We start from the raw sequence: 13,122 nt of genomic DNA, 5'->3' as shown, positions 1-13,122 counted from the left end.
GACACCGGGGGCGGAAGTTGAAGGGAAGCCCGTTGGGCCGTCAGCCCAGAAGCGGCAGCAGCAGCGACACGGCCAGCACTGCCATCAGGGTGGCGATGACGGCGTCGAGAACCCGCCACGACCTCGGGTTGGCAAAGAACCCCCGAAGGTAGCGCGCACCGAAACCCAGCCCGGTGAACCACAGCACGCTGGCCAACGCCGCACCGGCGCCGAAGACCCAGCGCCCGGTCTCGCCCTGGGCCGAGGCGATGGAACCGAGCAGGATCACGGTATCCAGGTACACGTGGGGATTGAGCCACGTCAGGGCAAGGGCCGTGAGGACGACGGTGCGGCGCGGGGTCGGTGTCAGGACGTCGCTGGTCTCCATCCCCAACGGGCTGAAGGCGCGGCGGGCCGCAAAGAAGGCATAGGCAAGCAGGAACGCCGCCCCGCCGATCCGGGCGACGGAAATGAACCACGGGGCCACCGCCAACAGGGCGCTAAGCCCGGCAATTCCGGCGAAAATCAGCACGGCATCGGACACCATGCAAATCAACACCGTCGTGCGAACATGTTCGCGTCGGATGCCCTGGCGCAAGACGAACGCGTTCTGGGCACCAATGGCAACAATCAGGGACAAGCCCGTGGCCAGGCCGGATATAAAGGGGAAGAACATCACCAACCGAGACTAGGCGCTGCGCCAAAGACGTGTCGAGCTAAAGATTCTTAGTATCCATTAGAATCTCTAACCATGGACTTCCCCGCGGAGCAACTGCAGACCTTCAAGACAGTCATCGAGGCCGGAACGCTGGAACGGGCGGCACGGGAGCTGAACATCACGGCCTCTGCGGTGAGCCAGCGTCTCAAGGCCTTGGAAAAGCAGGCCGGCAGCGTGCTGTTCATTCGCTCGCGACCGATCCGCACCACGGGCAGCGGGGACGTCCTGCTCCGGTTGGCGCGCGAGATCCATATGCTTTCCACCGAGGCACACCGGGCGCTCGGGCTGGAAACCGCCGCAGGTCACGCTCCCCGCCGCACCGAACTCAGCATTGCCGTGAACGCCGATTCCCTGGCCAGCTGGTTCGTCCCGGTGCTCCGGGGCTTGGCGCACCAGGAACTGATGACCTGCGAGATCCTGCGCCACGACGAGGCACACTCCACGGAGCTGCTTCGTTCGGGCCAGGTCATGGGCGTGGTGACCACCAAAAGCACCCCGGTCCAGGGATGCTCCTCGGTGCACCTGGGAGCCATGCGCTACCGGGCGATGGCCACCCCCGGGTTCCGGGACCGCTGGCTTCCGGGGACCGACCCCCGCACCGAACTTGCGGCCGCGCCCATGGTGAGCTTCGACCGCACCGATGGCCTGCAACGGGGGCTTCGCCGAAAAATCGTTGGTGGCACCCGCCCGGTGGCGCCGGTGGAGCACTTTGTCCCGGACTCCCGCGTCTATGTTGCCTCCGTGGCGGCTGGGCTGGGCTGGGGCATGATTCCCGAGATCCAGGAACCCGCCGACGGGTCGCTGGTAAGCCTCAACGAGTCGTGGACCAGCGAGGTGCGGCTGTATTGGCAACGTTGGAAGGTACCCTCCCAGACCCTGGACCTGCTCACGGCGCTGGTGCTGGAAGCGGCAGGGAACGCTGGACTGGACCGGGAGCGTTGACGCCCCGGGGGCAGAAGCTACTGCCAGGTAAACGCCGCGGCTACGCTGGGCCCATGGACAATCGGAACACCGCCAGACCCAGGTCCGCGGCCTCGATCCTCAACCGGGCGCGAACGGCCATGCCAAGGATCGCGGGAAACCCCACGGTGGTGCGGCACGGGATGTCCCTCTGGCCGCCGTTCTGGGGTGCTGGCATCAAGGTCAAGAACATTTCTGCCGACTGGCGCAGCACCATGGTGCTCTTGCGCCAACGCCCCTGGAACATGAACTACGTCGGGACCCACTTCGGAGGTTCGCTGTTCGCGATGACCGATCCGTTTTGGATGATGATGGTCCTGCACAACATCGGACCCGGACACATCGTGTGGGACAAGAGCGGCGAGATCAATTTCCGCAAGCCCGGAAGCGGGACGTTGAGCTGCCGCTTTCAGGTCGACCTGGCGCAGCTCAAGAAGGAAGTGGCCCGTGACGGAAAGGCCACGACGTGGTTCTCCGTCGACATCCTCGACGAGGCGGGCGCGATCGTGGCGACGGTGCGCAAGGAAGTGTACGTCCGGTCCAAGGGCCCGGCGCCGGAAACCGCCTGAGCGGGTACCCGGCGCACCATCGGCATCGTGCTAGTTTCCTCCGCCGGGAGGACCGATGAACAGCAACACCGCGGTGATGGCGGCAACCAGGACAACGCCCGCCACCGCTGCCAGCCAGGGGCTGCGCAGGGCCAGGGCCTGGACCTTCTCGATGGGGCCCTGCGGCGCGTCGCCGCCCGGGGCCAGGCGCCAGGCGTCGCTGAGCAACCCGCGACGCAACATCGCCCGCTCGAAGGGCAGCGTGGCGAAGGGAACCACCGCGGAAGCCAGGCCAAGAACGCCACGTCCGGCACTCCATCGCTCATTGGCCCAGACGAAGATGGTCACCAGGCCGTAGGCAATGAACACCACGCCGTGGATCATGCCGAAAATGCGGACAAAGATTTCCGGTCCCACGCCGTACTTGATGACCATGGCGATGATCAGCAACGCCCAGGTGACCATTTCAGCGGCGGCCAGGAAGCCGTACAAGCGCTTCGGGGAGAGCCTGGAGGAGGTGGTGGCCGAGGGGGTTCCGGCAATATCGGGGCGAACCATGGGTGTTTGGCGTGCCTTTCTGGAAGTTGGCGTGAACGGTGCACGCGCAGGGGGAAATGCCGGATCTTGGAACGAAGCTCCCGCGGGAGCCGCAGGCGTTCCCTTGGGCGGGAACCCGGGACAGGTATCGCGGGCCCGAGGGCCGGGTGCTAGCGCCACCCCGTGGTCATGAAGAAACCAACCATGGCAATGCCGAAGCCGATCACGATGTTCCAACCGCCGATGCCGGGGATCGGGAACGCGGTCTGGGCAACGTAGTAGACCATGATCCAGATGAGCCCCAGGATCATCAGCCCGAACATGACCGGCTTGTACCACTTGGGCATCGGCTTGTCGTAGGCCGCCGTGTTGCTGCCGCCCTGTGGCTTGCGGTTCTTCCGGCGAGTCTTGGATTCAGGCACTGCTGCTCCTTGGTTCTTCTGCCGCCGACACGATCCAACGAGCACGTGTCCAAACGGTAGGCTAGGTAAGTGTGTGTCGCAAGGGAACTGCTTCCCAACGTCACGCTTTGATCCAATACTATCCGCTCAAACTGGACGCCGCCGGGTTTCGCGGCGTCCCACGTGGCAGTGAGGGAACTTCGCATGACTCGATCCGCAGTGCGGGCGCGGACCAGGCCAACGGTGGGCCAGCGCCTGCTGGGCGGGTTCGGTGAAATCCTGATCACCCTTGGCATCATCCTGCTGCTTTTTGTCGGCTGGGAATTGTGGTGGACCAACATCGACGCGGATCGTGCGCAGACGCAAGTCACCTCGGAATTCGTCCAGGGCCTCCAGGTTGGTCCGGGGGATGGAAGCAGCGCTCCGGAAAAGGATTTCGGCCCGGCCCCCATCACCGCGATCCCCGACGGGGAAACCTTCGGTGTCTTCTACATCCCGCGCTTCGGCAGCAACTTCGCCCACCCTGTCACCAACGGCGTGGGCATGGACGTGCTCAACAACGTCGGCATCGGCCACTACCCCGAGACCCAGGAACCCGGCGAGCTCGGGAACTTTGCCGTGGCGGCGCACCGCCAGACGCACGGCCAGGTGTTCTGGAACATCGACAAGTTCCAGGCCGGGGACAAGATCTACCTGCAGACCCGCAAGGGCTTCTACACCTATGAATGGCGCGACACCGAGATCGTGCACCCCTCGCAAGGCGAAGTGCTGCTGCCGGTGCCGCACGAACCGGGTGCAAAGCCCACGACCTCGATGCTGACGATGACCAGCTGCCACCCGCCCTTCACCACCCGCATGCGCATCATCGCGTACGCGGAGCTGGAATCCTGGCGTCCGGCCGATGCCGGTCCGCCGGCGGAAATCGCCGACCTGGTGAAAAAGACGATGGAAAAGTAGGACACGGACACATGTACGCATGGATTTTCAGGACCCTGCCCGGTCCCCTGTGGTTCCGCATCATTGTGGCATTGGCGCTGGTCGCCGGCGTCGTACTATTGCTGATGAACTATGTCTTCCCGTGGCTGAGCCAGTACAGCCCCTGGACCGAATCAACGATTGGCCTGATGCTGCTGTGAACGCCCCGAAGATCCTGGTGATCGACAACTACGACAGCTTTGTCTACACCCTGGTGGGGTACCTGCAGGAGCTGGGTGCCGAGACCACGGTGATCCGCAACGACGACCTGTCCCTGGCCGAGGTCATTGAACTGGCGCAGGCACGCGACGGGGTCCTGGTCTCCCCCGGGCCCGGCACCCCGGCCGAGGCAGGGGTCTGCATCGAGGTGATCAAGTGGTGCGGGCGGCAGCGCAAGCCGATGCTCGGGGTCTGCCTGGGACACCAGGCCCTTGCCGAGGCCTACGGCGGGGTGGTCACGCACGCCGAGGAACTGATGCACGGCAAGACCTCCCCGGTCTTCCACCACGGGCACCCGGTCTTCGCGCACATCCCCAGCCCCTTCACGGCCACGCGGTACCACTCGCTGGCCGCCGTGCGATCGAGCATCCCCGGGATCCTGGAGATTACCGCCGAGACCGAGAACGGCGTCATCATGGGCCTGGCCCACCGCGACGCGCCGCTGTGGGGCGTGCAGTTCCACCCCGAGTCGGTGCTTACCGAGGGCGGCTACCAGATGCTGGGCAACTGGCTCGAATCCCTGGGCCTGGCCGGAGCGGCCGCGCATGCGGCAACACTCAGCCCGCTGATCCGGGATGCCGGGGCCTGAAACGAGACCCACAGCCACAAGAACAGGGGTCCCTGCCCGTGAAGATCATTCACGGACAGGGACCCCTGTTGCTGGAACCGGGCTTCGCGCCCCGCCCCCGCTACGGGGTCGGGGTGGGGCTTGGCGCGGTCTGGTCGCTTGGCGTGGGCGTGGTTTCCGGTGGCTGCTCCGAGGCCTCGGGAGCCTCTGACGAGGTGTCCGTCGGTTCGGGCTCGGCCGGCTTCACGGCAACCGTGACGGTGATGGTGCCGCCCTGCGGAGAGGTGGAGACATCACCCGTGGAGGACTTCTGCGCGATGATCGTCCCGGGTTTCACGAGCGCATTCTCCTCCTCGACGACTTCGATGCGCAGACCGACCTTCGGGTCCTCCAACGCCTCGGTCGCCTCGGGAACCGTCATGTCGATGAGCCGCGGAACCTCAACCAGCCCGGTGGAAAGGACCAGATCGATCGTGGTGCCGACCTTGACGGTCTTGCCCAGCTTCGGCTCGGTGTTCACCAGCCAGTCGGTGGGGATCGAGGGGTCGTTGACCCGGGAGACCGAACCGATCTCGAAGCCCAGGTCCTGCAACGCCTGGCGGGCTCCCGCCTCGGATTGGCCGGCGAGCCCGGCGGGCAGGACCCGCGACTCGGGCCCCTTGGAAACCATCAGGCGCACAGTGGAGCCCTTGCGGACATCCCTGGTCGCGGCGGGATCGGTTTCCACGACGAGCCCGCTCTTGACGTCGTCGTCGAACACCGTCTCGACCTTGGACACCAGCTGCAGCCCGGTCAGTGCCGCCTCGGCCTTGGCCTGCGTCATTTCGACGAGGTTGGGGATGGTGACGGGGGCGTTGCGTTCCGCCTCCGCGCGCATCCAGTTGAAGAAGAAGAGACCGGAAACCACCAGGGCGAGGGCCAGGACCAGCGAAATTGCGATGGTCCAGGTGCGCCGGGATTTGGACCGGTGCTCGTCGCGCTCGCGCTGCAGGTTCTGTTCCCACATCGGCGGTGCGTCCCAGTGCCCGTCCCCGGGCACCGGTTCCAGGTATCCGGTGTGGTTCAGTGGCGCCAGGGTGCCCGTGGGCGGGGACTCCGGCGGGGGAAACCCGGGGGCAGCCAGCGCGGCAACCGTCGCCTGCTCCGCGGCCTGGGCCTGGGACTGCGGCATCGGCGCGGTGAGTTCCTCCGGGGCCAGGGCAATCCCGCAGCGGGCATTGGACAACGCCGTGGCAAACGCCGCTGCATCGTCGTAGCGGTCCTCGCGGTCCTTGGCCAGGGCCTTGAGCACCACGTCGTCGAAGATCGGATCCAGCGCCGGCACCAGCGTGCTCGGTGCCGGCGCGTGCTCGCCCACGTGCTGGTAGGCGACCGACACCGGCGAATCCCCCGTGAAGGGAGGTCGACCGGTGAACAGCTCGTAGAGCAGGCAGCCGGTGGAATACAGGTCGGTGCGGGCATCCACGGCCTCGCCGCGGGCCTGCTCCGGGGAAAGATACTGGGCGGTGCCCACGACTGTCTGCGTCTGGGTCATGGTGCTGGCGGAATCGGCCAGGGCGCGGGCAATGCCGAAGTCCATGACCTTGAGGTTGCCGCGTTCGGTGACCATGATGTTGGCCGGCTTGATGTCGCGGTGCACTATCCCCATGGAATGGGAATGCTCCAACGCCTCCAGCACCCCCAGCACGTACGTGACGGCCAGGTCGCTGGTCATTTCCCCGGCCTTGATGAGGTCTCGCAGGGTGCGCCCGCGGACGTACTCCATCACGATGAAGGGCAGTTCCACGGTCGAACCGGAAACCACCTGCTCCTCTTCGCCGGTGTCGAAGACCGACACGATGTTGGGGTGGTTCAGCCCCGCCACGGCCTTGGCCTCGCGCCGGAAGCGCGCCTGCACCATGGGGTCCCGCGCCATTTCGGCACGCAGGAGCTTGATGGCGACCTTGCGCCCCAGCACCTGGTCGATGCCCAGGTGCACGTCGGCCATGCCGCCGCGCCCAATGAGCTCCTTCACGACGTAGCGGCCGTTGAGAATCCGTTCCTCGGTCACTGTGAAAACACCGTCATCGCCTAATCCGCCTACTGGCCAGGGGCCGGGGGGTTGCCCTTGCCCTTGCCGGGGCCGTCCGCGGCCGGTGACGAGCTCGAGGTCTCAGGGGCCTGTGTCGAGGGGGCGGTAGTGGACTCGGTGGGCTCCGACGGGCCCAGGGACAGGATGTAGGTGACGGTGGTGCCGGGCTCGACCTTGGTGCCGCCATTCACGCTCTGGCCGATCACGGTTCCCTTGGCCAGCGGGCTTTCCTGGGCCTCCCCCTCGTTGGGCACCAGACCCAGCGCGGTCAGGGCCGCGGCAGCCTGCTCGCCGTCCTTGCCGTATAAATCGGGCACCGAGACCTTTGCAGGAGCGGCAGGAATGGCATAGGTCAGCGTGATGGTGGACCCGACGGGCAGCTCGCCGGCGGGGGAAACCTTGATGACGGTGTCGGCAGCCTCGGGGCTTTCCTTGGACACGGACTTCACCGTGAAGCCGAGGCCTTCCAGGGTCGCGGTGGCGTCCTTGTAGTCCTTGCCCAGGAATTCGTTCTGGGACACCGTCACGGTGGACGGTGCGGTGCTCGTCGGGGCGCTCGACCGGGTCGGCGTGGTTTCGGTTTCGCTCGGCTCGGTGCTGGGCGCGGAGGATTCCGTGCTTGGGGCCGTGGACGTGATGCTCGGGCTGCTTTCCGGGGTCTTGTTTCCGGTCAGCATGGGCAGCAGCCAGGCACCGAGGATCGCCAGGACAACCAGGGCGATCAGCGCGATCAGCGGTATGGTCCAGGGGCTGCGGCCCTTCTTGGCCGGGGTGCGCCGGTCGGCGACCTCCGGCTCGTAGCCGCCAACGGGTTCTTCCTCCCACTGCTGGGAGGCCCCCATGAAGGAATCGAAGTTCTGCCCGTCGTCCTGTGCCTGAGGTGCGGGAACCTGCGGCAGCGCATTGGTGGCCGGGGCCGGCCCGGCGACCGTCGGATCGACCGGGGGAAGGGCAACAGTCGCGTTGCCCTGCGTGATCGGGGTCCGGCTGATGGCCTGGGTGGCGGCGTCGGATCCCGAGAAGAGCAGCATTCCGGGCACGGCGAGCGTCGCGGTCTCCGGGTTTCCGGCGCGGATGGCGTCGGCGGCCACCGCGAGGGACTCGGCGTCGGCCGGCCGGTCGGCCGGGTCCTTGGCCAGCATCGACATCACCAGCGAGCGGACCGGCACCGGAATGTTTTCCGGCAGCGGCGGCGGGGTGTCGTTGACCTGGGCCAGGGCGATGGCGATCTGCGATTCGCCGGTGAACGGGCGCCGTCCGGCGAGCAATTCGTAGCCGATCACGCCCAGGGCATAGATGTCGGAGCTGCCGGTGGCCTGCTGTCCGGTGGCCTGCTCCGGGGCGAGGTACTGGGCGGTGCCCATGACCTGGCCGGTGGCCGTCAGCGGGACCTGGTCGGCGATGCGGGCAATGCCGAAGTCGGTGATCTTCACCCGTCCGTCGGGAAGCATCAACAGGTTGCCCGGCTTCACGTCGCGGTGCACCAGCCCCTGGACATGGGCGGCGGCAAGCGCCTTGGCGGTCTGCGAAATGATCGACAGGGTGCGGTCGGGGGAGAGCACGCGCTCGCGTTCGATGACGGTGGACAGCGGTTGGCCGGGAACCAGCTCCATGACCAGGTAGGCGGAGCCTTCTTCTTCCCCGTAGTCGAAGACGCTGGCGATGCCGTTGTGGTTCAGCAGGGCGGTGTGGCGCGCCTCGACGCGGAACCGCTGAAGGAACCCGGGATCCCCGGTGTATTCCTCCTTGAGGATCTTGATTGCCACCAGGCGGCCAAGGACCTGGTCCCTGGCCCTCCACACCTCACCCATGCCACCTATGGCAATACGGTCGGTCAGCTTGTATCGACCGCCCAGGGTGATACCGGAAATTGGCCTCACTGGTTGAACACCGCCTCTAGAATCTTCTTCAGGTTTGGACTGGTCAACGAGGAACCAGTCTTGAAATCAATCTTTTCAAAAACAATTGTCACGGCCACCTGCGGGTCGTCCGCCGGGGCGAACCCGGTGATCCAGGAGTTCACCAAACCGGAACCGTCGCCGAGCTGCGAGGTGCCGGTCTTCGCGGCAATGTCCAGCCCGGGCACCTGCGCCCTGACCGCGGTGCCGCTCTTGACCGGACCGCGCATCAGGTCGGTGACCTTGTCGGCGATGTCCTTGCTGACGGCGGTGCTGAATTCCTTGGGCTTGCTCTCGGAGAGCACCCGCAGATCCGGGGCGATGACCTGCTTGATCAGGTTCGGCTCCATGATCACCCCGTCGTTGGCGATGCCCATGGCGGCCATGTTCATCTGCATCGGGGTTGCCTTCACGTCCTTCTGGCCGATCACCGACAGACCCAATTCATCGGGGGACGGGTCCTGCGGGAAAACACTGGGCACCACGCGCATCGGGATCTCGACCTGCTGGCCGAAGCCAAAACGCTCGGTGACGTCCTGGAAGGGTTCCTTGCCCAGTTCCTCGCTCATCTTCACGAACGGGGTGTTGCAGCTTTGCGCCACGATGTATGCGAAAGTCGCCTCGGGCCTGGCTGCGCAGTTGCCGCCTTCGAAGTTCGGCAGCGAGGTGTTGGTTCCCGGAAGCTTGATGGTCGGGGGATTCGCCAGCATGGTGTCGGCCTTGTACTTGCCTGATTCGAGGCCCGCCACCATGTCGAAGATCTTGAACGTGGAACCGGGGGCGATCAGGTTGCCGATTGCCGGGTTGCGGTACGGGCTCAGACCCGGAACGGTCAGCAGCTCCTTCATGTTCGCGGCTGCCTGCTTGGAGCTGTGCACGGCCAGGAGATTGGTGTCGTAGCTCGGCTTGGAGGCCATGGCCAGGATGTTTCCGGTCTTGGGCTCCGAGACGATGATGGTGCCCCGGGTTCCGTCCGGAATCAGGCCGTAGACGAATTTCTGCAGCTTGCCATCAATGGTGAGCTCGACCGAGGCACCCTCGTTCTCCTTGCCGGAGAACAGATTGATCATGCGGTCGAAGAACTGGTCTTGGCTCTTTCCCGTCAATTCGTCGTTCATGACCGATTCGAGCTGCGTGGAGCTGTTTGTCAGCGAGTAGAAACCAGTCAGGTGGGAGTACAAATCGGGGTCGGTGTAGACGCGCTGGTACTTGAACTGTCCATCGGTGGCGACCGATTCGGCGATGGGCTTGCCGTCCACCAGGATCGCCCCGCGCGGCAAATCGAATTCCTTGAACAGCTGGCGGTTGTTCAACGGATTTGCGTTGAGGTCCTTCGCGGCAAAGAACTGCACGTAGCTCAGCGCACCCAGGCTCAGCACAAAGAGCAACATGACGGCGATCCAGGTGTTGCGGATGGCTTGGTTCATCGCTTGTGCTCCTTAATCGATTCAAGGAGGCCGGGGGAACGTCGGGGGGCCTTCGTGGCGACCTCCGCGGTAGCCGAAACCCCGGACAGCATTGGACGGCGTGAATTATGTGAAATCAACAGCAGCAAGGCGACAATGATCCAGTTCGAGAGCAGGGAGGAACCGCCAGCGGCCATGAACGGCGTCGTCAGTCCGGTCAGCGGGATCAACCGCGTGACGCCACCGATGACGACGAAGCACTGCAGCGCCAGGGTGAAGGAGAACCCGGTGGCCAGCAGCTTGCCGAACGTATCGCGCGAACCGAGGGCGGCACGCATGCCGCGGCTTACAAGGATCAAATACAGCAGCACGATGGCGGAGATCCCAATGAGCCCGAGCTCCTCGCCCAGGGAGGCGACAATCATGTCGCTGTTCGCCAACGGAACCATGTAGGGGCTCCCGTTGCCCAGCCCGGTGCCCATCAGCCCGCCGTTGGCGAGCCCGAAAAGGCCCTCGACGATTTGCCGGCTGCCGCCGATTGCGTGATAGATGTCGGGGTCGAAGGCGTTGAGCCAGCCGTCGACCCGTCGGGTCACATGGCTCATGGTCAGGTAGGCGAAGGTGCCGCCGCCGACCAGCATCAGGGTCCCGATGACGATCCAGCTCACGCGCGCGGTGGCGACGTAGATCATCACCATGAACAGCCCGAAGAAGAGGATGGAGGAGCCGAGATCCCGCTGAACCACCAGGACCCCGATGCTGACCAGCCAGGCCACGATCATGGGGCCGAGATCCCGGGACCGGGGCAGCTGCAGCGGTCCGACCTTCCGGCCGGCCAACAGGATCAGTTCGCGGTTCGAGGATAGATACCCGGCAAAGAATGTGGCCAGGGTGATCTTGGCCAGTTCTCCGGGCTGGAAGGAAAGCCCGAAGAAGCGCACCCAGATCCGGGCGCCGTTGATCTCCACGCCCAGTCCCTTGATCAGCGGCAGCAGGAGCAGGAGCACGGAGGCCGCCAGGGCGATGTAGGTGAAGCGGCGTAGGACGCGGTGGTCACGTATGGTCCACAGCACGATCATGGCCACGACCATGGCGACGCCGGTCCACATGATTTGGCGGAAGGCGGTGTCGTCGTGCTTCGCCAGGTCGATGCGGTGGATCATGGCCAGGCCGATGCCGTTGAGGGCAACCGTCACCGGCAGTATCACCGGATCGGCATATTTGGCCCAGATGCGCAGGACGACGTGGAAGACCAGGGCAAGTCCGACCAGGATCAGGCCCTGGGAAATGAACTCCTGGCTCAATCCTTCATCGCTGTTTATGCCCACCAGGTAGTAGGCGCCCATGGCGACGGCCAGGGCCAGCACCAACAGGAGCAACTCCATGTTGCGCCGTGGGACCGGCGCGGTTTCCAGCTCGCTCACGGTTTGATCTCCTGACAGTACGGGGGCAGGACCGGCAAGGTCCCGGCGGCACCCGGATTTTCCGGGACGACTACGGGGCAGCGTTGCTTGGCTGTCACCAGCAACTCCCCGACCATGGTCTGGGCATGTGCCAGGTCCCGTGCCGGGAGAGCGGAATCAATGCGCTGCTGCGTGTATTGCGGCAGCGCGTCCATGGGAATGTCGGTCACGGTGTCCACATGGGAGAGCTTCAACGGACCGAGGTCCTGCGAGACTCCCTTGAAGATGGCCACGTGGCCGTCTTGGTTGCCCACGAAGTACTGGGTCTGCGTCCATAGGTAGCCCCAGCCGCACACGGCGGCAAGGATCAGGGTCATCAAGGCCAGGAACGTCGGGACCAGCCAGCGCCGCGGGCGCCGCGAGATGGACTCGTAGCCGTCCTGTTCCTCGGCGGCCTGGGCGGCCGGGGTCTTGTGCGTGAGGATTGCCGCGGCGCGCTTCTCGCCCGAGCGTTGGGTGACGATCGGGATCTTGCCCGACTGGGTCGCCAGCTCGGCCGCTCCCACCAGCAGGTGGGGCCGCTTGGACATCTCGTGGCGGATCAGCGCCGCACTGGCCTCGAGGTCGCCCTCGGCGGCGATCGTCAGCTGCCCGGTGTCCGGGGCAGGCTCGTCGACGGGGACCAATTCCTCGGTCGGCGTGGCAGCGGTCTCGCTGTTGTCCTCCACGACCTCGAAGACGACGATGGTCACGTTGTCCGGGGAGCCGTGGGCCAGTGTCGTTTCGACGAGGTCCTCCACGGTCTCCTCCAGGGAGGCGGTGCCGCGCATGATGCGTTCGGTGATGGAATCCGGAACGACGGCGTTCAATCCGTCGGAGCAGAGCATCCAGCGCTCCCCCGCCTCGACGGGGTACTGGTTCACGTCGAGTTCCGGGCTCGCATCGGAATCGCCGAGCACGCGCAGCAGCACGTTCTTGTGCGGGTGCAGCTCGGCTTCCTCGGGGCGCAGGCGGCCCTCGTCGACGAGCCGCTGGACGAAGGTGTGGTCGTGGCTGACCTGCTCGAACACGCCGTTTTTCAGCCGGTAGGCGCGCGAGTCGCCAATGTGGGCGAATTGCAGCACGTCGCCGGTGAGCAGCATGGCGGTGACGGTGGTTCCCATGCCCGAAAGCTTCGGGTTGGCGCTGACCAGGTCGTTCAGGACCAGGTTCGCTGCCTGGATCTCATCGGGCAGCACCGTTTCGGCGTTGGGCGTCTCGGGGACGTCCAGATGGACGAGGTCCAGCACGGTGGAGGCGCTGGCGACGTCGCCGCCGACGTGTCCGCCCATGCCGTCGGCCACGACGGCCAGGTAGCGACCCACATAGGCGGAGTCGTCATTCTTGGAGCGGACCTTGCCAACATCGCTCCGCGCCGCAAACTTCAGCATCAACGCCAT

At 65.5% G+C, this 13,122-nt stretch carries 13 protein-coding genes; 5 read left to right on the top strand and 8 right to left on the bottom strand.

The genetic code is table 11. The features are described 5' to 3' along the window. Nucleotides 1–40: 40 nt before the first annotated feature. Complete coding sequence (locus tag DQ353_RS15265) at nucleotides 41–655, bottom strand: LysE/ArgO family amino acid transporter (RefSeq protein ID WP_113763723.1); 615 nt, start codon at nucleotides 653–655, stop codon at nucleotides 41–43. A 75-nt stretch (nucleotides 656–730) separates the two neighbouring features. Here DQ353_RS15265 and DQ353_RS15260 point away from each other — a divergent pair, with 75 nt between their 5' ends. Together DQ353_RS15260 and DQ353_RS15255 are read left to right on the top strand one after the other, a co-directional pair. Further along, entirely contained in the window at nucleotides 731–1,639 is a 909-nt protein-coding gene (locus DQ353_RS15260; protein WP_113763721.1) for an ArgP/LysG family DNA-binding transcriptional regulator, read from the top strand. Between the two features lie 53 nt (nucleotides 1,640–1,692). Then, nucleotides 1,693–2,226 (top strand): DUF4442 domain-containing protein, encoded by a 534-nt coding sequence (locus DQ353_RS15255; RefSeq protein WP_113763719.1) that lies wholly within the window; start codon nucleotides 1,693–1,695, stop codon nucleotides 2,224–2,226. 30 nt (nucleotides 2,227–2,256) lie between these two features. Here DQ353_RS15255 and DQ353_RS15250 read toward each other — a convergent pair whose 3' ends face one another. Together DQ353_RS15250 and DQ353_RS15245 are read right to left on the bottom strand one after the other, a co-directional pair. Beyond that, on the bottom strand, nucleotides 2,257–2,763 hold the full coding sequence (locus tag DQ353_RS15250) for a DUF3817 domain-containing protein (protein ID WP_113763717.1): 507 nt from the start codon (nucleotides 2,761–2,763) through the stop codon (nucleotides 2,257–2,259). Between the two features lie 149 nt (nucleotides 2,764–2,912). Next, the gene (locus DQ353_RS15245; protein WP_113763715.1) at nucleotides 2,913–3,164 is read right to left on the bottom strand and encodes a cell division protein CrgA; all 252 of its coding nucleotides are present in this window, start codon (nucleotides 3,162–3,164) and stop codon (nucleotides 2,913–2,915) included. 183 nt (nucleotides 3,165–3,347) lie between these two features. Here DQ353_RS15245 and DQ353_RS15240 point away from each other — a divergent pair, with 183 nt between their 5' ends. The 3 genes from DQ353_RS15240 to DQ353_RS15235 are packed head-to-tail and all read left to right on the top strand — an operon-like array spanning nucleotide 3,348 to nucleotide 4,926. After that, nucleotides 3,348–4,100 (top strand): class E sortase, encoded by a 753-nt coding sequence (locus tag DQ353_RS15240; protein ID WP_113763713.1) that lies wholly within the window; start codon nucleotides 3,348–3,350, stop codon nucleotides 4,098–4,100. An 11-nt stretch (nucleotides 4,101–4,111) separates the two neighbouring features. Further along, nucleotides 4,112–4,279 carry a hypothetical protein gene (locus tag DQ353_RS21750; RefSeq protein WP_181578423.1) on the top strand — a complete coding sequence of 56 codons (168 nt, stop codon included), beginning with the start codon at nucleotides 4,112–4,114 and terminating at the stop codon, nucleotides 4,277–4,279. After that, nucleotides 4,276–4,926 (top strand): anthranilate synthase component II, encoded by a 651-nt coding sequence (locus DQ353_RS15235; protein ID WP_113763711.1) that lies wholly within the window; start codon nucleotides 4,276–4,278, stop codon nucleotides 4,924–4,926. The genes DQ353_RS21750 and DQ353_RS15235 overlap by 4 nt, the downstream gene beginning before the upstream one ends. A 100-nt stretch (nucleotides 4,927–5,026) precedes the next feature. Here the strand turns inward: DQ353_RS15235 and pknB are convergent, their stop codons facing one another. The 5 genes from pknB to DQ353_RS15210 are packed head-to-tail and all read right to left on the bottom strand — an operon-like array spanning nucleotide 5,027 to nucleotide 13,122. Next, on the bottom strand, nucleotides 5,027–6,955 hold the full coding sequence (gene pknB, locus DQ353_RS15230; RefSeq protein WP_113763709.1) for a Stk1 family PASTA domain-containing Ser/Thr kinase: 1,929 nt from the start codon (nucleotides 6,953–6,955) through the stop codon (nucleotides 5,027–5,029). Between the two features lie 29 nt (nucleotides 6,956–6,984). Continuing rightward, the gene (locus tag DQ353_RS15225; protein WP_113763707.1) at nucleotides 6,985–8,856 is read right to left on the bottom strand and encodes a protein kinase domain-containing protein; all 1,872 of its coding nucleotides are present in this window, start codon (nucleotides 8,854–8,856) and stop codon (nucleotides 6,985–6,987) included. Further along, entirely contained in the window at nucleotides 8,853–10,301 is a 1,449-nt protein-coding gene (locus tag DQ353_RS15220; protein ID WP_113763705.1) for a peptidoglycan D,D-transpeptidase FtsI family protein, read from the bottom strand. The genes DQ353_RS15225 and DQ353_RS15220 overlap by 4 nt, the downstream gene beginning before the upstream one ends. Then, entirely contained in the window at nucleotides 10,298–11,704 is a 1,407-nt protein-coding gene (locus DQ353_RS15215; RefSeq protein WP_113763703.1) for an FtsW/RodA/SpoVE family cell cycle protein, read from the bottom strand. Before DQ353_RS15215 ends, DQ353_RS15220 begins: the two co-directional genes overlap by 4 nt. Then, nucleotides 11,701–13,122, bottom strand: a complete 1,422-nt coding sequence (locus tag DQ353_RS15210) for a PP2C family protein-serine/threonine phosphatase (RefSeq protein WP_113763701.1) — start codon at nucleotides 13,120–13,122, stop codon at nucleotides 11,701–11,703. The genes DQ353_RS15215 and DQ353_RS15210 overlap by 4 nt, the downstream gene beginning before the upstream one ends.

Origin of the sequence: Arthrobacter sp. AQ5-05, assembly GCF_003287975.1 — a bacterium.
GTDB lineage: Bacteria > Actinomycetota > Actinomycetes > Actinomycetales > Micrococcaceae > Paeniglutamicibacter.
The sequence above is the reverse complement of the archived record's forward strand: the minus strand, read 5'-3'. Positions and strand labels throughout refer to the sequence as shown.